Origin of the sequence: Mucilaginibacter sp., from assembly GCF_964263795.1 — a bacterium.
Taxonomy (GTDB): domain Bacteria; phylum Bacteroidota; class Bacteroidia; order Sphingobacteriales; family Sphingobacteriaceae; genus Mucilaginibacter.
This window is the reverse complement of sequence record NZ_CAXVWK010000060.1, coordinates 1-22,748: the sequence shown is the minus strand read 5'-3', so window position 1 is coordinate 22,748 and position 22,748 is coordinate 1. Positions and strand designations below refer to the sequence as shown.

General features: G+C 44.4%; 23 protein-coding genes. 4 read left to right on the top strand and 19 right to left on the bottom strand.

What is annotated here, in order from left to right; translation table 11 throughout:
* Nucleotides 1–145: 145 nt before the first annotated feature.
* The 3 genes from ACE5CV_RS11365 to rpsT form a co-directional block, all read right to left on the bottom strand.
* Complete coding sequence (locus ACE5CV_RS11365) at nt 146–385, bottom strand: hypothetical protein (RefSeq protein ID WP_374950294.1); 240 nt, start codon at nt 383–385, stop codon at nt 146–148.
* 102 nt (nt 386–487) lie between these two features.
* On the bottom strand, nt 488–1,186 hold the full coding sequence (gene radC / locus ACE5CV_RS11360) for a DNA repair protein RadC (protein WP_374950293.1): 699 nt from the start codon (nt 1,184–1,186) through the stop codon (nt 488–490).
* Nucleotides 1,187–1,466: 280 nt separating this feature from the next.
* Complete coding sequence (rpsT, locus tag ACE5CV_RS11355; RefSeq protein WP_374950292.1) at nt 1,467–1,721, bottom strand: 30S ribosomal protein S20; 255 nt, start codon at nt 1,719–1,721, stop codon at nt 1,467–1,469.
* Nucleotides 1,722–2,021: 300 nt separating this feature from the next.
* Between rpsT and ACE5CV_RS11350 the strand changes: the two genes are divergently transcribed.
* Nucleotides 2,022–2,996: a zinc dependent phospholipase C family protein gene (locus ACE5CV_RS11350; RefSeq protein ID WP_374950291.1), complete on the top strand. Its 975-nt coding sequence runs from the start codon at nt 2,022–2,024 to the stop codon at nt 2,994–2,996.
* Here the strand turns inward: ACE5CV_RS11350 and ACE5CV_RS11345 are convergent.
* The 7 genes from ACE5CV_RS11345 to ACE5CV_RS11315 form a co-directional block, all read right to left on the bottom strand.
* The gene (locus ACE5CV_RS11345) at nt 2,986–3,645 is read right to left on the bottom strand and encodes a DedA family protein (protein WP_374950290.1); all 660 of its coding nucleotides are present in this window, start codon (nt 3,643–3,645) and stop codon (nt 2,986–2,988) included. The genes ACE5CV_RS11350 and ACE5CV_RS11345 overlap by 11 nt on opposite strands.
* Before the next feature lie 46 nt (nt 3,646–3,691).
* Nucleotides 3,692–4,447 (bottom strand): DUF4397 domain-containing protein, encoded by a 756-nt coding sequence (locus tag ACE5CV_RS11340; RefSeq protein ID WP_374950289.1) that lies wholly within the window; start codon nt 4,445–4,447, stop codon nt 3,692–3,694.
* A gap of 11 nt (nt 4,448–4,458) precedes the next feature.
* Entirely contained in the window at nt 4,459–5,100 is a 642-nt protein-coding gene (locus ACE5CV_RS11335; protein WP_374950288.1) for a DUF4397 domain-containing protein, read from the bottom strand.
* Between the two features lie 191 nt (nt 5,101–5,291).
* Nucleotides 5,292–6,416: a DNA polymerase III subunit beta gene (gene dnaN, locus ACE5CV_RS11330; protein WP_374950287.1), complete on the bottom strand. Its 1,125-nt coding sequence runs from the start codon at nt 6,414–6,416 to the stop codon at nt 5,292–5,294.
* Nucleotides 6,417–6,451: 35 nt separating this feature from the next.
* A complete protein-coding gene (gene gldG / locus ACE5CV_RS11325; protein WP_374950286.1) occupies nt 6,452–8,851 on the bottom strand; it encodes a gliding motility-associated ABC transporter substrate-binding protein GldG in 2,400 nt (799 codons plus the stop codon).
* 115 nt (nt 8,852–8,966) lie between these two features.
* The gene (locus tag ACE5CV_RS11320; protein WP_374950285.1) at nt 8,967–9,470 is read right to left on the bottom strand and encodes a hypothetical protein; all 504 of its coding nucleotides are present in this window, start codon (nt 9,468–9,470) and stop codon (nt 8,967–8,969) included.
* Between the two features lie 28 nt (nt 9,471–9,498).
* A complete protein-coding gene (locus tag ACE5CV_RS11315; RefSeq protein WP_374950284.1) occupies nt 9,499–10,203 on the bottom strand; it encodes an ATP-binding cassette domain-containing protein in 705 nt (234 codons plus the stop codon).
* Between the two features lie 132 nt (nt 10,204–10,335).
* On the opposite strand from ACE5CV_RS11315, the gene ACE5CV_RS11310 reads away from it, so the two are divergent.
* Together ACE5CV_RS11310 and ACE5CV_RS11305 are read left to right on the top strand one after the other, a co-directional pair.
* Nucleotides 10,336–11,814, top strand: coding sequence for a glycine--tRNA ligase (locus tag ACE5CV_RS11310; RefSeq protein ID WP_374950283.1), 1,479 nt, complete (start codon nt 10,336–10,338; stop codon nt 11,812–11,814).
* A gap of 207 nt (nt 11,815–12,021) precedes the next feature.
* A complete protein-coding gene (locus ACE5CV_RS11305; RefSeq protein ID WP_374950282.1) occupies nt 12,022–13,161 on the top strand; it encodes an AI-2E family transporter in 1,140 nt (379 codons plus the stop codon).
* Nucleotides 13,162–13,232: 71 nt separating this feature from the next.
* Here the strand turns inward: ACE5CV_RS11305 and ACE5CV_RS11300 are convergent, their stop codons facing one another.
* From ACE5CV_RS11300 to namA, 5 genes are all read right to left on the bottom strand, one after another.
* Nucleotides 13,233–14,567 carry a M16 family metallopeptidase gene (locus ACE5CV_RS11300; protein WP_374950281.1) on the bottom strand — a complete coding sequence of 445 codons (1,335 nt, stop codon included), beginning with the start codon at nt 14,565–14,567 and terminating at the stop codon, nt 13,233–13,235.
* A gap of 11 nt (nt 14,568–14,578) precedes the next feature.
* Nucleotides 14,579–15,961: a M16 family metallopeptidase gene (locus ACE5CV_RS11295; protein WP_374950280.1), complete on the bottom strand. Its 1,383-nt coding sequence runs from the start codon at nt 15,959–15,961 to the stop codon at nt 14,579–14,581.
* Between the two features lie 71 nt (nt 15,962–16,032).
* Nucleotides 16,033–16,623 carry a DUF4230 domain-containing protein gene (locus ACE5CV_RS11290; RefSeq protein ID WP_374950279.1) on the bottom strand — a complete coding sequence of 197 codons (591 nt, stop codon included), beginning with the start codon at nt 16,621–16,623 and terminating at the stop codon, nt 16,033–16,035.
* An 84-nt stretch (nt 16,624–16,707) separates the two neighbouring features.
* Nucleotides 16,708–17,127: an OsmC family protein gene (locus tag ACE5CV_RS11285; protein ID WP_374950278.1), complete on the bottom strand. Its 420-nt coding sequence runs from the start codon at nt 17,125–17,127 to the stop codon at nt 16,708–16,710.
* 88 nt (nt 17,128–17,215) lie between these two features.
* Nucleotides 17,216–18,289: an NADPH dehydrogenase NamA gene (gene namA / locus ACE5CV_RS11280; protein WP_374950277.1), complete on the bottom strand. Its 1,074-nt coding sequence runs from the start codon at nt 18,287–18,289 to the stop codon at nt 17,216–17,218.
* 161 nt (nt 18,290–18,450) lie between these two features.
* Here namA and ACE5CV_RS11275 point away from each other — a divergent pair, with 161 nt between their 5' ends.
* Nucleotides 18,451–19,644, top strand: coding sequence for a cation:proton antiporter (locus tag ACE5CV_RS11275; protein WP_374950276.1), 1,194 nt, complete (start codon nt 18,451–18,453; stop codon nt 19,642–19,644).
* Between the two features lie 27 nt (nt 19,645–19,671).
* Here the strand turns inward: ACE5CV_RS11275 and ACE5CV_RS11270 are convergent, their stop codons facing one another.
* The 4 genes from ACE5CV_RS11270 to ACE5CV_RS11255 form a co-directional block, all read right to left on the bottom strand.
* Nucleotides 19,672–20,376: an SDR family NAD(P)-dependent oxidoreductase gene (locus ACE5CV_RS11270; protein WP_374950275.1), complete on the bottom strand. Its 705-nt coding sequence runs from the start codon at nt 20,374–20,376 to the stop codon at nt 19,672–19,674.
* The gene (locus tag ACE5CV_RS11265; protein ID WP_374950274.1) at nt 20,373–20,771 is read right to left on the bottom strand and encodes a type II toxin-antitoxin system VapC family toxin; all 399 of its coding nucleotides are present in this window, start codon (nt 20,769–20,771) and stop codon (nt 20,373–20,375) included. The genes ACE5CV_RS11270 and ACE5CV_RS11265 overlap by 4 nt, the downstream gene beginning before the upstream one ends.
* Nucleotides 20,725–20,970: a hypothetical protein gene (locus ACE5CV_RS11260; protein ID WP_374950273.1), complete on the bottom strand. Its 246-nt coding sequence runs from the start codon at nt 20,968–20,970 to the stop codon at nt 20,725–20,727. Before ACE5CV_RS11260 ends, ACE5CV_RS11265 begins: the two co-directional genes overlap by 47 nt.
* A 22-nt stretch (nt 20,971–20,992) precedes the next feature.
* Nucleotides 20,993–22,748 (bottom strand): aromatic amino acid hydroxylase (locus ACE5CV_RS11255; protein ID WP_374950272.1); only part of this gene is annotated, 1,756 nt, incomplete at its 5' end.

Sequence of the window (22,748 nt, the reverse complement as noted above, 5' to 3'; positions counted from 1 at the left end):
TAATAATCGCTGTGTGCAATTGTATAAAACAAACGTGCCATTGCCAGATACAAAGCATTTCCCCTTTTAACCGCATTGATATGCATAGTTGTTAAGGTTGCTCGTAACCCGCAATGGCGCGTATAGTGTTTGTGCTAATTAACGGCTATTCGTCGTCGTCGGTAGATGTGTCGTCATCTCCAAGGTTTAGAGTGTATGATGGCTCTGCTGCCTCATAAGCCTGGTTAGCCTGGTCGGTTTCATCGGTTTCGCCAATAGGTTCGTTAGTTTCATCGAATCCATTGCTGTGAAGGTCTTGCTGGCTCATTTGATCGTCGTTCTCGGTTTGGCTCAACTGATCATCCTGTTGCAGCATATCGTCTTGTTCTTCGGGTTGGTTTATCATAGTTTGTGGCTTTTATGTGTTATATTAGAACGTTGCGCACGTCTGGTTGTTTTCAATAAACAACATTTGGCGGGCAAGTTAATAAGTTGCTACAATCTAACATCATAACAACCCCTCATCGCCAAAACTAAAATAACCGCTATCGGTAATGATAAGGTGATCCAGTACGTTGATATCCAGCATGCGGCCGGCATCGGCGATTTTTTTGGTAAGCACAAGGTCGTCCCTGCTGGGCTTCAAGTTGCCCGATGGGTGGTTGTGTACCATAATAAGGGCGCTGGCCTGATGCTGCAGCGCCATGTGGAATATAATTTTAGGGTCGGCAACAGTGCCGCTCAGGCCACCCTTGCTTACCAGTTCTTTAGCCAATACTTTATTAGACCTGCCTATCAGCATTATCCAAAACTCCTCGTGGTTAAGGTCCATCAGATGTCGCCGCATAATGTTGTATCCGTCGCGGCTGCTTTTCACCTCATCCGGCACAGCAACTTCGGTATCACCTCTTCTGCGGCCAATCTCCAGCGCGGCGATAATGGATATCGCCTTAGCCTCACCAATACCTTTAAACTTACTCAATTCGCTTATAGAAGCTTTTCCCAGCCTGTTTAGATCGTTATCATAATGATGGAGGATGCGTTTGCTCAGCTCCACAGCGCTTTCGTTGCGGCTGCCGCTGCCAATGAGTATAGCAATAAGCTCCGCATCAGTTAGCGCGCGCCTACCCTGACCGCTTAGTTTTTCGCGCGGACGGTCTTCCTCGGCCCATGATTTAATGCTGATCTTGTTATGATATTCTTCCAACGGAGGTTAGGTTTTATCAGCCTAAAATAAAGGAAAATTTAATATTCCCACCCCTTGTATTTTGTAAAAGGCGCTTCCGACAAAGGAATCCTTCTGATATACCTGTCGCGCTGGTTACGGAGCCACTTCCGGGCACCTGCTTTAGGCTTTATTTTAATGAAAAAAGGTCGTTCTATTTGCGTTAAGCGTAAACCCATGCATCTAAAATAGAAAAACTCAAGCAAACAAAAAAAGGGATACTGCTTGCGCAATATCCCTTTTGTATATTTTGATTAAGCGATTAGCTTAAGCCATTAACAAATTTGGTAAGCTTTGATTTATTGTTCGAAGCTTTGTTTTTGTGAATAACATTCTTTTTAGCCAAACGATCTAACATAGAGATCACTTTAGTTAATAAAGGGGTAGCATCAGCTTTAACTGTAGTACCTCTTAATTTTTTAATAGCGTTTCTGGTGGTTTTTGCCTGATACCTATTACGCAGACGCTTCGCAGCGTTTGACCTGATTCTTTTTAAGGATGATTTATGATTTGCCATCGTATAGCTTTGTTATTCTTTTCTTTATTTTAGAGGTGCAAATATAGGTTGATAAAATTTAATTTGCAAACGGTAATTTGATATTTTTTGATATGAAGTATCAACCCGATGGCAATTTACAAATTATTATCTTGTCCGCAGCTTGTCAACTGCCACCATTGTCATTACTTTTGGCTCCGTCTCATCGATCATACGCCTGTTGAACACACCAGGTTTGTATAGTTATCATCCATAACGCGGCAGGCACATGCAGTTCATTCACCCCAAACGGACAAACAAAGTTTTATATCTTTACCCTTAATGAAGCGCAGCCTTTTAACACTAATTACAGGGATCATCATCGTTACTATCTGCTGCTCCTGGGGCTTTTTTGCGCATCACCGCATTCACAGGCTGGCAGTATTCACATTGCCTAAAGGGATGTCGGCTTTCTACAAAAGCAACATCGAGTTCATTACAGCGCATGCCATTAGTGCCGATAAAAAGCGTTACGTAGACAGCTCCGAGGCACCTCACCACTTCCTTGACGCAGACCATTATGGTAAGCAGCCATTCAAAAACATTCCGCAGCACTGGATAGATGCTGCTGCCAAATACTCAAGTGATACGCTAAATAAATACGGCACCGTTCCCTGGGCTATTACCAGCAACTATTATTGGCTGGTAAGGGCATTTAAAGCGCATGATACTACGGCTATACTTACGCTCTCGGCCAACCTTGGCCACTATGTTTCTGATGCGCATGTACCACTGCACCTCACCCAAAACTACGACGGGCAGCTTACTAACCAACCCGGGCTGCATGCCTTTTGGGAAAGCCGCCTGCCGGAATTATTCAGCAACGATTACCATTATAACGTGGGCAAAGCGCGTTATATAGCGAATCCGCTTGCCGAGGCTTTTCGCATTTGCCGTACTTCATTCAAAAGTCTGGATACCGTACTGCGGGCAGAGCGGTTGCTGAACAGGAACTTTACCGATGCTACAAAATATGCTATGGAGCAGCGCGGCAACCGCAAGGTGAAGGTATACTCGGTTGCGTACAGCAGGGCATACCATAAAGCGTTACAAGGTATGGTGCAGCGGCGGATGCGATCGTCGATATTGGCTGTGGGCAGCTTTTGGTTTTCAGCATGGGTGGATGCAGGGCAGCCAAATTTAGACAAGCTTATTGCAAAACCACTCACAAAAGATGAAAAGCAAAAGCTTTACCACGAAGAAACCTTATACCGTGCCGGTAAAGCTGTTAACTGGCAACCGGATATTACTGAGTAGGCTGTTGTTTTTTGCTTAAACGGCTTTTTATCAGTGCATAAATTGGTGGCAGTATAGAGAGTAGTATAATACCGATAGCAACCAGCGAGAAGTTCTTTTTAAAGAAAGGTACGTTACCAAACAGGTAACCACCATACAGGAAAATCACTATCCAGGCTACGCCGCCAATAATGTTGTAGATACTGTAACGGGCGAAAGGCATCTTACCGACCCCTGCTACAAATGGTGCAATGGTGCGTATAATTGGCACAAAACGGCTAAAGATAACCGCCTTACCACCGTGCTTATCAAAAAAAGCCTTGGTTTGCAGGTAGTAGCTCAGCTTAAGTATTTTGTTCTCTTCTTTAAATACCCGGGCGCCCAGATAATTGCCCAACGCATAATTAACAGAGTTACCTGCAAAAGCGGCGACAATAAGTATGATACAAAGCAAATTGATATCCAGGCCGGATGAACCACCTGCGATTAATGCTCCTGCAGCAAACAAAAGCGAATCGCCGGGCAAAAAAGGGGTAACTACAAAGCCTGTTTCTGCAAAGATGATCACAAAAAGGATCAGGTAGGTCCAGCCCTGGTATTGGCTGGTTATCTGGGCAAGGTGCTTATCAATATGCAGGATAAAGTCTATCAGGCTGTGTAATACTTCCACTTTTATTCAAATTTTAGCCAAAAATAGCAAGATTAACCGTAAAGCCTTAATTATATTTAAGTGGTACGGTATTCAGTATGATGTTGGTATTGAACGCTGCCGTATCCTGCCTGCCGGTAAGGCCGTAAGCATAAACGGTGTACAGTCTGCCATCCAGGATAGGCACATTACGCATCGATTTAATAGCTATTCCCGGCGCTGCAGACGATACTACATTAAAGTTATAATTGCCCGCGGTAACTTCTATAAACTTGCTCACCCCCTTATAGCCTATCCCCCTGAATGCCGTAGTATCATTAGCGGTTAGGTTAAGTGGAGGCGCGTTTGGCGATACATTTACAAACCTGATCTTACCACGCCCAATGGCGGGCAGGCTGCTGGTATCGGTTATAATCACTGATGACAAGGAACTATCGGCACGTAAGCCGGTGACAAACCAGGTGTACCGCACATTGCGCTGAAACGTATCCACCTCGGGCAGCAGGTTCACTATCTCCAGGTTATTAACCCGCGACGGCCGCAATAGAAAAGGTGTTTCGGCAACGTTCAGCAAAAAGTAACCGGATGCGGTTGGGTACGTGTAGTTAGTGGTACCCAACTGCACAAAGCTTGTGTTTAGACGCGAGTACAAATTAAACGGAAGCACATCCGGGCTAACATTAATAAGGTTTACCTGGGCGTTTGCCGTGTTTAAAGTAGTGCCGTTATCTTTGCCGCATGATGCCAGCATTGGTAAAAACATACTGCCCGCTACAAACAGCGCTAAATAAAATAGAATGCCGCCTTTATATGTATTGATCATTTTTTTAAAATCTATCGGTTAACTACCAGCCCTGTACCTAATGCATTACCACCGACGCCATTTAAACTGCCTTTAATGAATAGCGTATAGATCCTGCCGGCAACAAGTGTGCGGGTTTCATCAATTTTTGCTATTGCCGAGCCGGTTTCAAAAACGCGGACGCTTTTAGGGCCTGCTTTTACTGGTAAAAATATGGTGGTTGTTTTAAATGCACGTTTATTAAAGCGGATAGTATCCTTTGCGATGCTGATATCCAGGTTGCCTGCGTCCGGCGATGCGTTAACAACGCGGATCATGGCACGGCTTGCAGTATCGGTTTTGAGGGTATCTATGGAAGAGAAAGCAAGATCAGGACTGCGGCCGGCAACATAAAGCGAATAAGCTTTACCGCTATCTAAAACCAGGTTAAGGTTGAGCAAAACAACCGGGCTGCGCGGCTTTTTAAAATCATAACTCTGCTTACCTACCGATACGCCTATGTAACCGGATGAACCCAAAGGATAAAGGCTGGATGATATATTGATGCGGGTACCGTTCACATAGTAGTTCAGCGTATCTGTACCGGCATTAATAACGTTAAGATTGGTGGTTTGGGTTGTTGCCGGCACGTCATCACCTTTTTTGCATGATGCCAACCCAAACGCTAAAGCCATAATTATTAATAAAACCTTTACCTTAATATTCATATAAATAAGCAGATGCTATATAACTGTACAATTATAGGATTTGTTATACTGGCAACAAAAAAGTCCGGGTGGTTGCCCGGACTTTTTTGTTTTAATTGCGGTGACGAGTAGTAAGTTGAGACTTACTCAACACTTATCACGCTTAATTTTATCAGTATTTATGCGTAGCTATTCAGCATAACCGGCATAACCAGCATCAGCACATCTTCGTTCTCGTCGCCGCCTTGTGGCAGTAATAAACCTGCGCGGTTAGGAGTCGACATTTCTAATGACACTTCTTCGCAGCTCAGGTTCTTTAACATTTCTATCAGGAAACGGGCGTTAAAACCAATTTCCAGGTCATCACCTTCGTACTGGCAGCTTAAACGCTCGTGCGCTTCGTTTGCAAAATCGATATCTTCTGATGATATGTTCAGTTCGCTGCCGGTGATCTTCAATCTCACCTGGTGAGTGGTTTTGTTAGCGTAAATAGCCACACGGCTTAACGATCCCAGGAACGCTAAACGGTCGATGGCCAGTTTATTAGGGTTTTCTTTAGGGATAACAGCTTCATAATCCGGGTAACGCTCATCAATTAAACGACAAACCAAGTTAATATTGCCGAACTTAAAGAAAGCGCTGGTGCTGTTATATTCAACCGAAACGTTCACATCATCTGCCGGTAAAGCTGATTTTAAAAGCGTAAGGGCTTTTTTTGGTAAAATAAATGAGGTAGTGCTATCGGCCTTGGCATCTTTACGGCGGTAACGCACCAGTTTGTGTGCGTCGGTTGCTACAAAGGTTAAATGCTGGCTGCTTAACTGGCAGTAAACACCCGTCATAGCCGGGCGCAATTCATCGTTACTAACGGCAAAAATAGTTTTGTTGATCGCCTCGCCTAAAACTGATGCAGGCAGGTTAACTGATGATGCATTTTCCACAACCGGAATTTTCGGGAAATCTTCTCCGTTTTCGCCGCTTAGTTTGTATTTACCATCACCGGCACTTATTTCAATAGCAAACGTTTTATCATCTACAGAAAAAGCAACAGGCTGCTCCGGTAATGATTTAAGCGTATCCAGCAATATGCGCGATGGGATGGCAATACGGCCGTTCTCCTTAGCCTCTACAGCTAATGAAGTGGTCATGCTGGTTTGCAGGTCGGTAGCAGAAATGGTTAAATTCCCGTCTTTTATCTCGAACAAAAAGTTTTCCAATATAGGCAATACCGTACTATTGCTCAACGCGCCGCTTACAGACTGCAGTTGCTTGAGTAAGGTTGAAGTGGAAACTATAAATCTCATGTTTGTTTAACGTTTATCTACCAAAAGTATAAAATTTACTGGGCATACTTTCGCCTGCGGATATAATGTTGAAAAATAGCGAATATTAACACTGCACCTATCGGCACTATATTATTAATTAACTGCCAAAACAGTTTTTCGTTACGAATGCGGGCACGGTTAAGCATACGGATTTTGATCTCTTTAGACCGTAAGCTTATCAAGCCCGAATCGTCGGTCATATAGTCAGCAATATTTAAAAGCAGGTTTTTATTGCCATAACTTTTTTGGCTGTAACGATCGTAGCCCAACGGATATGGAGAGCCGTCGGCACCCACCTGGTTCTTTAGCAGATCACCGTCACTTAATACTACCATCTTAGTAGGTTTGCTTTGCGCTGTAACTGCTACCTGCTCGTTTACACTATCAGGCACGGGTCGGTTCCTGAAAACCGATTTAAAGCTTCCCTCCAGTAACACAGCAACGTTTTTGGGTTGGCTTTGAAAGTCTTTCGGATCGGGCTCTTGCTGTAAGGCCTGTAATGACAGTGTATGGGGCGTGCTGATCTTTTTATTGAACGGTGAAGAGGCAAGCAGCACCGTCGATTTAATATACTTAGCATTAAGCACATCGATAGTACTCGCAAACTGGCTGCTGATGCCATCCAGATTCTTAACAATGGGATGCTTCGATAAGGGTACGTAGATAGGGTAAAACAACCAGGGTAACATCTGAATCTGCGGCTGTCCGCCAACATTACCTGTATTTACCGGTATCTGCATGGCGTTCATATCGGCAATCAAATCATAATTTATCCTTACGCCGTAATCAAACAGTTGGTCGTCCAGATTTAGTCGCTTGTTAAAGGCTAACTGGTCGGCATGGCCACGCAAGCTATCCATCTCGGCGCTTACCTGGTCTAGCGCCCAAAGTACCCGGCCGCCACGCATAACATATTGGTCTATCTTAAATTTCTCCGCTTCGGTAAAGGCAGTATTAGGCTTAGGCACTACCAACAGGCTTACTTTTTTCAGGCTGTCGAAAGAAATGGTGCTTAAATTTACCCTGCCTACCAAAAAACCGTCCGCCAGCGAGCGCATGGCGTCATTCAACTGCAGGTCGGTTAATTCGCCGTGGCCTTCGGTAAAGCCTATACGCTCCTTGCCGCCACGGGTAATCTTCTTTATGGCTGATGTAAAGGCGTATTCCAGGTTCTGGATAGAATTGTTCAGCTGCTCGTCCGGTGTAACGTTCATGCTGCTTTGGGCCTGTAACAGCTTTACAGGAATGCCCCTGTCGCCATAAGTAACCAGGGCAAAAGGGAAGATTACCTTTTGCGATACGCCATCGTCTGTTTTAACGCTTAAGTTTTGCGCCTGGATACCTTTAGCATCCAGATCCTCAAACACTTGCTTTTGCTGATCTTCTGACAATCCCTTTAACGGATCGATAAAGGCAAACTGCAGTTTACCATGACTGTATGCCTGCAGGTCGCTTAGCATATCGCGGGTAGCCGATTGCAGCCTTTTCATCCCCCCGGGGAAGTTTTCGCCCTGCAGGTACACATTTACATTTATATTATGCTGCAGGCTGTCTACCATTCTACGGCTAACCGCCGAGAGTGTAAAGCGCTTCTCGGCAGTGAAATCGAACCGGGTAAAAACTCTTGTGGAAAGCAGGCTGACGGACAGCATCAACCCCAGCGTGGTCAAAAAGGCTGTATTAACTAATTTCTTTTTCAGCTGGCGATGGATCACGAAAAGAGTAAGCCAGATAAACAAGGTTGATAGTACGATGAAGTAAACCAGATCGCGGGTATCTAATACGCCCCGGCTAATCGACTCGTAATGTTCAGTTATTCCCAGAGATGAAAGGCCCAGATTTTGCAGCGAAAGTATGGTGCTCAGCGAATCGAACCCGCTGTACATAAAAAAGCTTAAAAACACGGCGATGGTAAATGCAATGACCTGGTTTTTACTCACCGACGAGGCAAACAAACCAATAGCGGTAAAGGCAGCCCCTAACAAAAACAAGCCAATGTATGAGCCGATGACGGCCCCTGTATCGATATTGCCCTGAGGCGTCCCGAGCGTGTGAACCGAGAAATAGTAAACCAGTGTAGGCACCAAAGCAAAAAGCACAATGGCCACCCCCGCCAGGTATTTGCCCAGCACTATTTGTAAATGCGTAAGCGGGCGGGTAAGCAAAAGCTCAAACGTACCTTCGCGGCGCTCTTCAGCCAGTGAGCGCATGGTTATAGCGGGTACCAGGAACATAAAAAGGTAAGGCGCGGTGCTAAACATGCTATCCAACCCGGCATAGCCGTAAGCGAGTATGCTGGTATCCGGAAACACCCATAAAAACAAGCCTAAAACCAGCAAAAACACACCGATGGTTACGTAAGCCACCAACGAACTGAGATAGGTAGAAATTTCTTTTTTAAAGATGGAAAGCACGGTGTAAAGTTAATGGTTAAGTTGAAATAGTCAGCGTTTTTGGTATCGGCAAAAAGTTAACGATCTGTATAGTGCCGGCCTTGGTTCTTATCAATTTTTAATTCTTGCGCTAGGCTTACCAGCCCAGCCTGTATGCTACCCGTAACGCGGTTTGCCTGAGCCGGCCGCCTCCCCAGTTCTCGTACCGGATGCCGAAATCTATCCCGGAGTGCTTGCCGGTAGCAAATACAAAGCCCGGCCCCGCATCAAATACAAAAAGTTTGTTTTTGTTGTAATTGGTCTCTATCACCGTACCGGCATCCGCCTCGATATATATGCCCGGACTAAAGTAAAATTTGCCGCCTGCCTTTAAGGGCACAAACCCTGCCGGCGATTGCGACGCATTACTGCCTATAAGCGCGCTTTTGTAATAAAAACTGGTGTACCCGGCGGTGAATGTTAAAGCCACGGGCGCCACAATAGGCAACTCCATTTTACCTGAACCACCAAGGCCGATGTTATATATACTGTTTGTAGGCAACCCCAGCTCTAACCCTACACTGAATGTTTTGGTTGGGGTTGTTTGAGCCCCTGCCTTTAAAGCCAATAGTATAAATACAATGAAAGTGAATTTTTTCATAAATGCACGAAATATGAAGTTTTAACCGTCAATTGGTTAAACCGATAAAGATGTTTTCTAGCGTTTGCCCGCCGTTTTTCGTTCGAAGCCCCTGCAAGGTATCATTAGCTACGATAGTGCCTTTGTTGATGATGATCACCCTGTTGCAAACAGCTTCAACCTCCTGCATAATGTGGGTACTTAAAACAATGGTTTTGGTTTTGCCCAGGTCTACAATCAATTGCCGTATGCCGATCAGTTGGTTAGGGTCTAATCCTGATGTTGGTTCATCCAGGATCAGCACATCCGGGTTGTGCAGGATAGCCTGTGCAAGGCCAACCCTTTGCCTGTAACCCTTTGATAACTGGCCGATACGTTTATGCTGCTCCGGCCCCAAGCCTGTTTGCTCAATCACCTCGGCAATGCGTTTGCCCGGCTGCTGCATATGATGGATGCCGGCAATAAAGCCCAGCGCCTCTTTTACATACATATCAGTATATAGCGGGTTGTTTTCGGGCAGGTAGCCAATGCGGCGTTTTACCTCCAGCGGCTGTGTGCTGATATCAAACCCGCATACCGATGCTGTGCCACCGCTTTGCGGGATAAAACACGTAAGCATTTTCATGGTGGTGCTTTTGCCCGCGCCGTTAGGCCCTAAAAAACCCAGCACACCGGGGCCGGCTTCAAAGCTGATGCTATCCACTGCTTTTTGCCCGCCGTAAATTTTTGTTAAAGCCTTTACCGAAATGCTCATGGGGTAAATGTAGAAATTTAGTCGGAAAGTCAGTAAGACCGTATGACAATCCCCATATCCCAATTCTTTCTTAAGGACTTTACGGCTTTCAGACTTTCGGACTTCACCTCTAAAAACTATCTTTGCCTCATTATGAGCAAACCAACCGACGAACTTTTTAAAAATGTTATATCACATTGTAAAGAATACGGCTTTGTTTTTCAATCAAGCGAAATTTATGACGGCCTGAGCGCTGTTTATGATTACGGCCAGAACGGCTCAGAATTGAAGAACAACATCAAAACTTACTGGTGGAAATCAATGGTGCAAATGCATGATAACATTGTCGGTATCGATTCGGCCATATTTATGCATCCAACCATCTGGAAGGCGAGCGGCCACGTAGACGGCTTTAGCGACCCGATGATTGATAACAAGGTAACCAATAAACGATACAGGGCCGATCAGTTGCTGGAAGATAAAATTGCTAAATATGAAGCTGACGGAGAAGCAGATAAAGCCGCTGCTTTGCAAACCGCGATGGACAATGCTTTAAAGGCAGAAGACCTTCCGCGTCTAAAAGAACTGATCATTGAGCAGGATATACAAGACCCGCTAAGTAAAGATAAACCAGACTGGACAGACGTACGCCAGTTTAACCTGATGTTCAGCACCCAAATGGGCGCTATAGCAGGTGATGCTGATGTAGTTTACCTGCGCCCTGAAACCGCACAGGGTATTTTTGTAAATTACCTGAACGTACAAAAATCGGGCAGGATGAAGATTCCTTTCGGTATTGCACAAATCGGCAAGGCGTTCCGTAATGAGGTGATTGCCCGTCAGTTTATCATCCGCATGCGTGAGTTTGAGCAAATGGAGATGCAATATTTTGTACGCCCCGGCACACAACGCGAATGGTTTGAAAAGTGGAAAGAAGCCCGCTTAAAATGGCACCTTGCCCTGGGTACCGATGCAGCAAAATACCGTTACCACGAGCATACCAAGCTGGCACATTATGCCGATGCCGCTTACGATATTGAATTCGATTTTCCGTTTGGCTTTAAAGAAGTGGAAGGGATACACAGCCGTACCGATTTTGATCTGAGCCAGCACGAGAAATTCTCGCGCAAAAAAATGCAGTACTTTGACCCTGAACTGGATGAGAATGGTAAGCCTTATGGCAACTATATTCCTTACGTTATCGAAACTTCGATAGGGTTAGACAGGATGTTCCTGCTTACGATGATCAATGCATACGAGGAAGAAGACCTGAGTACCCCGGAGCGCCAGGACAGCCGTACGGTTTTACGACTGCACCCTTGCCTTGCACCGGTTAAAGCTGCTATTTTCCCGCTCACCAAGAAAGACGGCCTGCCCGAGAAGGCGCGTGAGATAATGGATAAGCTGAAGCTTGATTTCAATATCCAATACGAAGAAAAAGATGCCATCGGCAAGCGCTATCGTCGCCAGGATGCCATAGGTACACCATTTTGTATCACGGTAGATCATCAGACATTGGAAGACAACACTGTAACCATCCGTCACCGCGATACCATGGTGCAGGAGCGTGTTGCGGCTGATGACCTGGAGAAGATAATTGGCGGCCTGGTAAGCTGGAAAAACCTTTTGTAGCCCAACTCTCAATAAAAGGGAGCGGCTGTCTATACTTAACCCCTTACGCGTCACTGCAAGGAGCGAAACAATCTCAAAGGTGCATATCAGGTATGCCTGGTTACAGATTATTTCATTCCTTGCAAAGGCGCTTTTTTATTGAAACCTCTTCTTGTTCAAACAATTCGCAAACTAACTCCTTTTGTGTGTATATGAAAACACACTTACATGCAAGTTAAGATCAAAGATCAGCCTTTTTATCTCCAAAGTACAGCCGTACTGTTTGGCTTGATATTATTGGTTTACGTACTATCGCAGCTTGCAGATATATTGGTACCGCTTGCATTTGCTGCTTTTCTATCGGTTTTATTAAACCCGCTTTGTAATTTGTTGCAACGCCGTAAAGTACCCCGTGTGGCATCAATCATTATTGCCATGCTGGTAATGATCTTATTGGTGGTTGTTGTGTTTTATTTCCTGTCCACCCAAATTATTCAATTCGGTGATTCACTGCCGATGCTGAAACAGAAATTTGGTGAGATCTCCAAAAACTTAAAAACCTGGATCCAGGGCACGTTCGGTATTGCTACTGCTAAGCAAGACCAGATGGTTAAGGAGGCGTTAAATAATAGCCAGTCTATGGTGGGTAAAACCCTTGGCGGGTTGTTAGGTACGCTAAGTATCGTGTTCTTACTGCCGGTTTACATGTTTTTGATGCTATTATACAAAACACTTATACTTAATTTCCTTTATGAAGTGTTTTCTGAAGAGAACTCTAAAAAAGTAAGTGACGTATTAAGCGAAACTAAAAGCGCCATACAAAGCTACATTGTAGGCCTGCTGATAGAAATGCTGATTGTGGCCGCAATGAATTCGGCGGCATTAGTGCTGCTCGGCGTTAAATACGGAATCCTGATAGGTTGCATTGGCGCGATACTTAACCTCATCCCCTACCTGGGTGGTATAATTGCTATTGCTTTGCCTGTGCTAATGGCTACTGTTACTAAAGACGGCTACTCTACCCAGTTAGGTGTTATTATTGCCTACATTGTTATCCAGTTTATTGATAACAATATTTTGGTGCCGCGCATCGTATCATCAAAAGTGCAGATCAATGCTTTAATGTCTATCATAGTGGTGTTACTGGGTAACCAGTTATGGGGCGTATCTGGTATGTTTTTATCCATACCATTTGTGGCTGTATTAAAGATCATCTTTGACCGTATTGACGATCTGAAACCCTGGGGCAAACTACTGGGTGATAATATCCCTACCCGCCACATGGGCGAGATGTGGCGAAACCGTAACAAACGCAAGGCAGTGCTCCCTAAACAAGAGCAGGAAAAAATAAACCCAGCCACTAATTAAACGATCATTTAAATAAAAAAGAGCCGCACCTTAACAGATGCGGCTCTTTTTATTAGTGGCTGATGTTACTGTTAATGACTAACAGCGTTTTCGCCTTTATTGAGAGTGCCGTTGGTGAACAACAACGGGTTAACCTTTTTTGTATCGCCCTGGTAAACCCAGACCATGTTACCAATGTATTTACGGAAAGCATCGCTCACCTGCTCGGGCGTTAGCTTTTTAACGTCATTTACCAAAGTTATTGAGCGCTTCCAATTATTGTGCAACACCTCGTTTGATGCTATTGACGATGCCTGGGCGTTATTAGTTTCGTTTTTGTAATAAAAGCTGGTAAGGTATGTTACTTTCATATCTGCTACTTCGGCAGCGTTAAAGCCCTGGGTTTTGATCTTATCAACCAATTTATCAAATACGGCTATATATTTATCCGGCTGCGTTGTAGATACCGATACCCTTGCAACGCTGGTAGCACCCGCGCTGAACCAAGCAGACGGCGCATATGACAAGCCGTTGTTAGTACGGATATCCAGGAAGTGCTTATCGTAAAAGATCCGCATAGCTACGTTAAAAGCATCAAAATCGGGTGTGCCCGGTGCAGGCCCGCTGGTTGTGCCCTCAACATAGTTGGTGGCCAGTTCCCTGTTCTCTGATGAGAAGGTATTTTTATACACGCGGAAAAAGTCTTTCTTCAGTTCAAAAGGCGCGCCTTGTTTTATACCGGCAAGCATACCCTTTACTTTTGCCTCAATGTCTGCACGTTCCATATCAGCAACAACAACTATCGTCATGCGTGATTTGGTTAGTATAGATTGATAATAGGCTTTGGTACCCTGGGGTGTAAGGGCTGTAAGGCTGGCTACCGTACCAGATGGATCGGTTGCGTAGCTACGGCCTGCAAACGCCACTTTATCGGCAAATTTATTGATGGCTACATCTGGCTGGCCTTCTTCAGATTTTAACTGGGTGATAGCATCCTGCTTAACGCGCGCAAATTCTTTTGCGTCAAAAGCAGGCATTGTTATCGCCTCGGTGTATAAAGGCCATGCAGTGTTAAAATCGCTTTTAATACAATTAAGCACAACTGTTGCGTAGTTTTTATTAGTGTAACCGTAAACGTTCGCGCTGATCTTTTCCAGCGCGTTCTTAAAGCTGTTTTTATCATGCTTAAGCGTTCCGCATTCGGTAAGGGCATTCATGGCCATTGATTCGATACCTGCCCTGGCTGCCGGATAGTTTTGCACCCCGCCTTTTATAACGGTTTGTATCACTACAATATCGTTACCGCTTGGCTGTACAATTACCTTTACGCCATCCACCATCATATCGTAAGCGGGTTTTTGTGCCAAGGCTGGTTTAAAGCTGCCGGCTGCGGCAATTATCAGTAAACTGTATATATATTTTTTCATCTGCTGTCGAGTTATTTTGATACAAAATATGAACCTGCCTTAGCTGTTTTGTTGGCTTCCGGGCTTATAATTATGCCTGCTACCATTGGCTTACCTATGATGTAAGTGTCCAGATATTTTTTAATATCGGCGCGGGTAACCTTCTGGTAGTTTTTATCCAGATCGGTAGCATAGTTAAGCGAAGTACTGCACCAGTTAAAACTAAGCTGACTGGCCAGGCTTGATGGTTTTTCTTTTTGGCGGACACTGGCACGCAGTAAAATTGCTTTGGCATCTGTAAGCTGCTCATCAGTATAATAATCCGCATTGCCAAACATGCTTACCTGGCGCATAAACTCGTCATAACACTCCTTAAGTTTTGTTGGATTTGGGGTGATGCTGATATCGATAGGGCCGGTGTATTTGCTGGTTTGGTAACCTACATAAACCCCGCTCGCAAGGCCTTTATCAACCAAAGCCTGTTGCAGTTTTGAGGAGTTAAGCCCGACAATGGTCGAAAATACATCTGCAGCGATAGTGGCGGCCGAATCTGTAAGGTACGACGGTCCCTGCCATGCAAACTCCATATTAGGAGTTTGTGCTATAGACATTTCCTTTACAAAGAATTCGTTTTTAGTAAGCGGCTTAAATGGTGGGATAGGATATTTTTTGATCGGGTCTTCGCCGGTACCTTCCCAGCTGCCAAAAATATCTTCTGCTTTTTTAAAGGCATCATCATGTTTAACATCGCCAACGATGGTAAGCAGGCTGTTATTGGGGATGTAATATTTCCCTTTAATTACCATCATCTTTTCGGGTGTGGCGGTGTTGATCACTTCATGAATTCCGATTGGGTTTTTGCGGGTGATCAGATCGCCCCAAAGTTTCTTTTGCACCTCAAAGTACAGCTGAAAACCCGGGTCGCTTTCTGCACGCTGAAATTCACCGTCGACAACGGGGCGCTCTTTCTGCATATCTTCTTCACGGTATATCGGGTAGCGGATAGCTGCATTCATAAATTTTAAACCCTGCGCAAGGCTATCACGGTCAAAAGTAAAGTAGTAATTTACACGTTCTACGTTAGTAGTACCATTCCAGATGGCACCCAGCTCCTGCGTGCGTTTTAAGAATTTTTCCTGGTTTGGATAATCTTTATTGGCCTTAAAGAACATGTGTTCGAACAGGTGGGATAATCCGCTGTACTCCGGCCCTTCGGTGTAGGCACCATTTTTAACAGCTATCTCTATAGTGGCTAAGGGAACTTTAGAATTCTCTATCACCACAACTTCCAATCCGTTCGGAAGCTTTTTCCAGAAATACCCTTCGGGCAGCCTGGGTTGCTGGGCAAACGGAGCAAAGGAGCACAAGGCCCCGGCAGCGGTAAGCGTCAGTTGTTTAATAATTTTAGGGATCATTACTTATGGATTTATTGTGACACCATAAATATATCAGTTATTAAACTAAAAGCTTAAGAGCTAACAGGAATTTATTTAAAATTTAACACAATTGTTTTAGCCGAAACATTTTCCAGAAAAGGTTTAAAAATCAGCTGGGCATTTTGCCGGGCTTTATCCATTATCTTCATGTCGGTAGCGCCGGCCAGCATCTTCTTTTCGGCAAGCTTATAAACATCCTCTACCATGGTTTTACTTTTGTCGGCAAACCAAACGCCCGATACATCATACACGCGCGATTTTTGGTGATCGAGCTTAACGTAACAAATCTCGGGTTTGGGCAGGGTTACCAATACGCTATCTTTGGTTTGCGTGATGTCGGACTTTTTCACTTTAGTCAAATCGATACAGGCGGTTACCTCGCCAACAGCTACAAACAGCACTCTCGAATCGGGCAGGATCATGTGCAGTTCTTTCTTCTCAACCACATCCTTCATTGCATATTTCACCAGTTCGAGCTTACCCATTGATACAATGCGCGATACCATTACATCTTCGGTAACCTCGGTACGTGTGGTGGTAAACTGGTGCTTGATATAAAAAAACAGAAATATCAAAAAACCGGTAATAACCAAGGCGAAAACCAATGTAAGGGATATACGCGAACGGGATGTATTAAGCATAAAGGAGGATTTAAATATGGGTACAAAAAAAGATAGCGATAGTTTGTACTACCGCTACCTTTTAACAAACATAAAACGGTTTGTTTATGCGTAAGTTACGTTAAGGGTAATAGGTACACTTAATGCTTTTGATACGATACAGCCGGATTTTGCTCCTTCGGCAACTTCCTTAAATTTAGCCTCGTCCACGCCATCTATAACCGATGCTTTAAGCTCCAGGTGGATGCCTTTGATTTCCAAAGCCTGCATGTCAAGGTCAAGGATAGCGTCGGTTGTCAAATCGCCTGGGGTAATTCCCTGCTGAGTTAACGCCGCGCCAACTGCCATGGTAAAACAGCCTGCGTGTGCAGCCGCTATCAGTTCTTCGGGGTTGGTACCAATACCATCTGCGAAGCGGGTTTTAAAAGAATATTGTGTTTGGTTAAGAATGGTGCTTTGGGTGGTTATTTCGCCTTTGCCCTCTTGCAGGGTGCCATTCCAATGTGCATTTGCTGTACGTTTCATAGTATGTTTTATTTTTGAGTTGATACGAATGTAATGATATGTTGTGTTGATTTAAAATATCCTGTGTTATGATTATATGAGGTTTTGTCTATTTACGCCATTGCGCCCTGTCATACTGATCTGGCCATTTAACTTCATGGCCCAGCTCATGCGCAGCACGCAGCGGGAAATGCGGATCGCGCAACAATTCGCGCGCCAGCAAAACCACATCAGCCTGGCCGGTATTGATTATGTCATCGGCCTGTTGCGCCTCGGTAATTAAACCTACTGCGCCTGTTAAAATGCCGGCCTGCTTTTTAACGGCTTCGGCAAATTGCACCTGGTAACCTGGTTTTACAGGAATTTTTGCGCCGGCAATGTTGCCTCCTGTAGAGCAGTCTACCAGGTCTACGCCTTTTTCTTTCAATATTTTGGAGAGCGCTACAGAATCTTCAATTCCCCAGCCGCCTTCAGTCCATTCTGTGGCAGATAAGCGTACAAACAGTGGATACTCCGCCGGCCAAACTTCTTGTACTGCTGTTATCAGTTCCAATAAAAACCGAATGCGTTGCTCGAAACTGCCGCCATACTCATCGGTACGCTGATTGCTTAACGGCGACAAGAACTGATGAATTAAGTACCCGTGCGCACCGTGCAGCTCAATTACCTTGAAACCTGCTGCCAAAGCACGTTCTGCTGCTGCTTTAAAATCGCTGATTATTTTTGTGATCGCTGTTTTGTCCAGTTCGATCGGCGCCACTTCATCCAGGGTGAAAGGGATAGGGCTGGGCGCGTAAGTATCCCAGCCGTTTTCTGCATCCGGTGCAATTTGCTTGCCGCCAACCCAGGGCTGCTGGTGGCTGGCTTTACGGCCCGCATGCGACAGCTGGATACCAGCAACCGCGCCTTGCTCTTCAATATAATTAGTTATCTCTTTTAGCTTTGCGATATGCTCATTTTTCCAGATACCCAGGTCGGCGAAAGAAATACGGCCTTCAGGAGATACCGCTGTAGCCTCGGTAATAAGCAACCCGGCACCACCTACCGCGCGTACCCCTAAATGCACCAGGTGCCAGTTAGTTGCAAAACCGTCAATACTTGAGTACTGGCACATAGGCGATACCACAATACGGTTTTTAAATTCGATGTTCTTTATTTTTAACGGAGAAAATAGATGCGGCATATCATTCTTTTTGTGCAAATATGGATACAAACAATCGTTGCTGTTTCATGGTTTTGTAAAATACACCTTACTGCAACTTATTATACATTGAACATTTTGCGGGATGTGGTGTTGATGGCTTGGACCCTGATAGTTGAGGCCGCTACAAATTATTACTTAATTTGACCACTTACACCACACTTATCATCCTCAGCGGACTGGTTATCTTTTCGTACCTGTTTGATCTGATAGCCGGTAAAACCAAAATCCCGTCTGTAATACTGCTGCTGTTTTTAGGAATTGGCATCAAACTTATTGTCGATTATTTCGGGCTCGTTAAATTTAATTTTACAACCATACTGCCCGCTTTAGGCACTTTAGGGCTAATATTGATCGTTTTTGAGGGCTCACTGGAATTGAAGTACGGGACCGACAAAAATGCGATCATCAGAAAATCGTTCCTGTCGGCACTCACCATACTGCTAGCAACAGCTGTTTTGGTAACCTGGGCTTTTCATTACATCAGTAATGATAGCATTTACCGCTGCTTTATCAACGCAATCCCTTATTGTGTAGTTAGCTCCGCCATTGCCATTCCCTCTGCGTCAGGTGTAAGTAAAGAAAAGAAAGAGTTTATTATTTACGAATCGTCGTTTTCTGATATCCTTACGGTGGTACTGTTCAACTTCATGATCAATAATAAGCAGATCAGCTTTTCCTCATTTACAGCACTAGGTGCCGATCTGGGGTTGATACTGGTTGTTGCCGTGTGCTCCTGCCTGTTGTTGTTATACCTTATAGGCAGGTTAACGCATCATATTAAATCTTTCCTCATCATTTCAATACTTATCCTGGTATACAGCATCGGGCAATCGTTTCACCTGTCGTCGCTGATAATTGTTCTGGCGCTGGGCCTGTTCCTGAACAACGCCGGGCAGATAAAAATGACCTGGTTCCGCAAATATTTTATTTACCCAACGCTGGGCTATGATATTAAACAGTTGTTCCAGCTGTCTGCAGAAAGTGCTTTTATCATGCGCACCTTTTTCTTTATCATATTTGGCTATACAATGGATGTTTACCAGTTGCAAAACCTGTATACAGTGATAAACGGCGGACTGATATTGTTGGTGATATACCTGGTAAGGTTCCTGTACCTTAAACTGGTATTAAAATCGGGTCTAATGCCAGAACTGGTGATCATCCCACGTGGATTGATAAGCGTATTGCTTTATTATAACATCCCTGCGGAACTTAAGATCCCGGCATTAGGCACCGGGTTGTTATTTGTAGTGATATTAGGCACCAGCATCATCATGAGCCTGGGTTTACTTGGCACTAAAAGAAGCAGTTCGCAAGAATTTCAGGATGTTTAATATGACGGCAATTTAAGCCAGATGAGATTATGGGGTGCTTACTGCAACAGGTAATACTTTGCCGTTAAAGAAACGGTGACCGGTTATGGCAAAGTCGGCAATATATTTACCCATTTCAAAGGCCATTACCGGCGACTCATAGCCCGGGAAAGCCTGCTCCAGCATCTCGGTTTGTGCCGATCCGAGGGCAAGGCAATTTACTTTAATACCTTGCTCAACCAACTCCTGCGCCAGGCATTCAGTTAATGTGTGTAGTGCGGCTTTACTGGCCGAATAGGCCGACAGTCCGTTGAACTTGGCGCTCCCCTGGAAACCTCCCATACTACCGATGTTTACAATATGCGACCCGTCGCCCATAAACTGCAGCAGGCTTTGAATAATGCGCACATGGCCTATGTAATTGCTTTGCAGCATCTCTACAAAATCCGACTCCAACAATTCTGTAAAAGGTTTATTGATCAGCACCCCTGCGTTGTTTACCAACACATCTATCTTACCATCAAAATTTGAGGTTATGAATTGCTGCAGGCCCGCATAATCATCATGTACAATATCAAAGGCGATAGCATAGAGCTCACATTCCGGGTTTAAACCTTTTGCAATTTCCAGCAAACGCTCCAGCTTATTTTGCGATCGCGCCAAAGCGATCACCTTGTGTTTACCGGATAAGATCAATTCCAGTACCGCCTCGAAACCAACACCACTGCTGGCACCTGTTATAATAATATTCATAGATCAAATGGATTTATTAGTTCCACCTTATTACCAAGGGATTTAAAATCAAAAATATTGTTGGTCAGCAAAGGTAAACCTTCAACTACGGCCGTTGCATAAATTACTGCATCAGGAAGCTTTATGCGATGGTCTCTGCGGATGTTTATTGCCTCTTCAGCAATTCTGTCAGACAATGTAACAATAGGTAATTCATTACAAAGTTCAATTAGAAACGATTGTTCTGCAAAATTTTTGTTTGCATAACCTAACGCTTCTATTTTACTTATTACAGATATTTTGGCTTGCGTATTAAATAATTTGATTAACGGAAGTTTAGAATTTGATAAATAAATGAGGACATTTGTATCAAAAATCACGATCCCATTCCTTTCTGATTTCCCGCTGCCATTCAACAGGATCTTTTATGTCAACAAAGAGATCTTTACCTTTCGCAGCGTCGACAATTTTTTTAATTCGCTCATATTGCGTTAACGGTTCCATTAATTGCGCATCATTTTCCTGTTCAATACTATGTACATAGGGAATCTCATTGAGGATCTTTCTGAGAGATTCTGTACGGTTGTCATCAACTTTTACAATCAGCGTTGTCATACCCTAAGTTACAAGTTTAACTTTAAACAACCAACTTCTCTTCAACCGGATGTTTGATCAGATACAGCCCGTCGTTAATCAACTTTTTATACCCGGGCTCATTCGCTGCCTTGCGTTCCAAAAACTGCCGGATCTCTGCAGCCAGCTCCGGCTCGCCGTTTTCATGGTCAAGCAATTCCAATATTTCCATAGCGCAAAGCCAGTCGTCGTAATGGTAGCGCTGCAGCATCATCCAAATGTTGCCCAAAAAACTTAGCTCCCCGCCGGTGTGCCGCCTGTTTCGCACCTGCTGATAAAGTTTATGCAGTTCTAATGTTTTATAATCATATTCAGCATGATGAGTGCCGGTATTTGATTTATATGCAATTTCTAAGAAAGCGTCTTTATCTGCCGCGCCGCAAAAAACAGATGTTATTTTTTCGCCAACGGCCATATCATAAACGCCCCATGTCGGCTCAAAAAGCACATTGCCTGCATTATCAGTTACGGTACAATCTGTAAAGGTGATCAGCACGATCTTATCGTTATGGGAATGAATATTTTTAACTTTGCCGGCCACGGTTATCCCGCTTACAAAGCGTAAAGTGGTATTATTTTCTGCTATCAGGACTAAAGCGTTAAGTTCTTGGGCGGTGAATTCTTCCAGCGGTTTATCATATCCGCTCAATTTACCAACCGGCGAGCTGAAACCATCCTTGTGGTATTCTTTACCATGCGTGTCAATCTGTTTATTTTTGATTGCTAAGGCGGTAGGGCCGGTGGTTTTTATAAATGCGGGCTCTCCCTGCGGATCCTTCATAAATTCGGTAAATGTACCCGATACCTGCAACCCGGAACTGTAAACTACGGTACTCGTATTTTTACTATCGATCCCTTTTTGCAGGCCGTACGCCCCACCCCTTCTGAATGACATCGTATCGGCAAACTCTTCTAAAACGTTTATCAGGTTTTGAAAGTTAGGCGTTACAAACAGCTGTGGCTGGGTTGTAGTGATATCATAACTGTAATTGACTGCATCTATGGTGTAAGGCAGTTTCTTTAAGTCGTCCATCATGCAGCTGGCGCTTTCGCCTATCGATGATAGCAACCCTGCGCCGTAGATTTTGGGTTCTGTTAAAGTGCCTATCAACCCGTATTCTACCGTCCACCAATGCAGGCGGCTTAGCAATGCCATTTCTGATGGTTCCCCTATATGTTCCTGACGATAGGCTACCAGGTCTTCGGCTTTCTTAATTTCAGCTTCGTCTGCATCGGGCATTTCTTTAAGTATAGATAAGGCCCTTATCGCTTCGTACAATTCAAAATCCTGTGCGCTGAACATGGCTTTGGCCCCTATCGACCCAAAGTAGCTCAGGTATTCGTGATAATCCTTATCGGCGATAATAGGTGCATGCCCTGCCGATTCATGGATAATATCCGGGGCGGGTGTGTATTCGATATGCTTTAGCTGGCGTATATCGGCAGCGATAACTAACACTTTATAAGCCTGGTATTCCATAAACGCGGCAGGGGGAATAAAACCATCTACAGTTACCGCGCCCCATCCTATTTTGGCCAAAGCGTTATTCATATCCTGTAAATCGGGGATCTTTTCAATAGTTAGCCCTGCCTTTTGCAAACCCGGAATGTAGGGATAATAGGCAACATCCTTTAAATAGCTGTAATTCTGTCGCATTACATACCGCCAAACCGCATGATCTACGGCGGTGTAATGTTCATAATGCTGGTTAACAATAAACTGTTTTAAATGAAGAGGGAGTGCCGCCACCTGCGGGTTA

Coding starts and splice junctions, on each gene's coding strand:
- ACE5CV_RS11365 (WP_374950294.1), bottom strand. CDS start 385: ATGATAAACCAACCCGAAGAACAAGACGATATGCTGCAACAGGATGAT.
- rpsT (WP_374950292.1), bottom strand. CDS start 1,721: ATGGCAAATCATAAATCATCCTTAAAAAGAATCAGGTCAAACGCTGCG.
- ACE5CV_RS11350 (WP_374950291.1), top strand. CDS start 2,022: ATGAAGCGCAGCCTTTTAACACTAATTACAGGGATCATCATCGTTACT.
- ACE5CV_RS11340 (WP_374950289.1), bottom strand. CDS start 4,447: ATGATCAATACATATAAAGGCGGCATTCTATTTTATTTAGCGCTGTTT.
- ACE5CV_RS11335 (WP_374950288.1), bottom strand. CDS start 5,100: ATGGCTTTAGCGTTTGGGTTGGCATCATGCAAAAAAGGTGATGACGTG.
- dnaN (WP_374950287.1), bottom strand. CDS start 6,416: ATGAGATTTATAGTTTCCACTTCAACCTTACTCAAGCAACTGCAGTCT.
- ACE5CV_RS11320 (WP_374950285.1), bottom strand. CDS start 9,470: ATGAAAAAATTCACTTTCATTGTATTTATACTATTGGCTTTAAAGGCA.
- ACE5CV_RS11315 (WP_374950284.1), bottom strand. CDS start 10,203: ATGAGCATTTCGGTAAAGGCTTTAACAAAAATTTACGGCGGGCAAAAA.
- ACE5CV_RS11310 (WP_374950283.1), top strand. CDS start 10,336: ATGAGCAAACCAACCGACGAACTTTTTAAAAATGTTATATCACATTGT.
- ACE5CV_RS11305 (WP_374950282.1), top strand. CDS start 12,022: ATGCAAGTTAAGATCAAAGATCAGCCTTTTTATCTCCAAAGTACAGCC.
- ACE5CV_RS11300 (WP_374950281.1), bottom strand. CDS start 14,567: ATGAAAAAATATATATACAGTTTACTGATAATTGCCGCAGCCGGCAGC.
- ACE5CV_RS11295 (WP_374950280.1), bottom strand. CDS start 15,961: ATGATCCCTAAAATTATTAAACAACTGACGCTTACCGCTGCCGGGGCC.
- ACE5CV_RS11290 (WP_374950279.1), bottom strand. CDS start 16,623: ATGCTTAATACATCCCGTTCGCGTATATCCCTTACATTGGTTTTCGCC.
- ACE5CV_RS11285 (WP_374950278.1), bottom strand. CDS start 17,127: ATGAAACGTACAGCAAATGCACATTGGAATGGCACCCTGCAAGAGGGC.
- namA (WP_374950277.1), bottom strand. CDS start 18,289: ATGCCGCATCTATTTTCTCCGTTAAAAATAAAGAACATCGAATTTAAA.
- ACE5CV_RS11270 (WP_374950275.1), bottom strand. CDS start 20,376: ATGAATATTATTATAACAGGTGCCAGCAGTGGTGTTGGTTTCGAGGCG.
- ACE5CV_RS11260 (WP_374950273.1), bottom strand. CDS start 20,970: ATGACAACGCTGATTGTAAAAGTTGATGACAACCGTACAGAATCTCTC.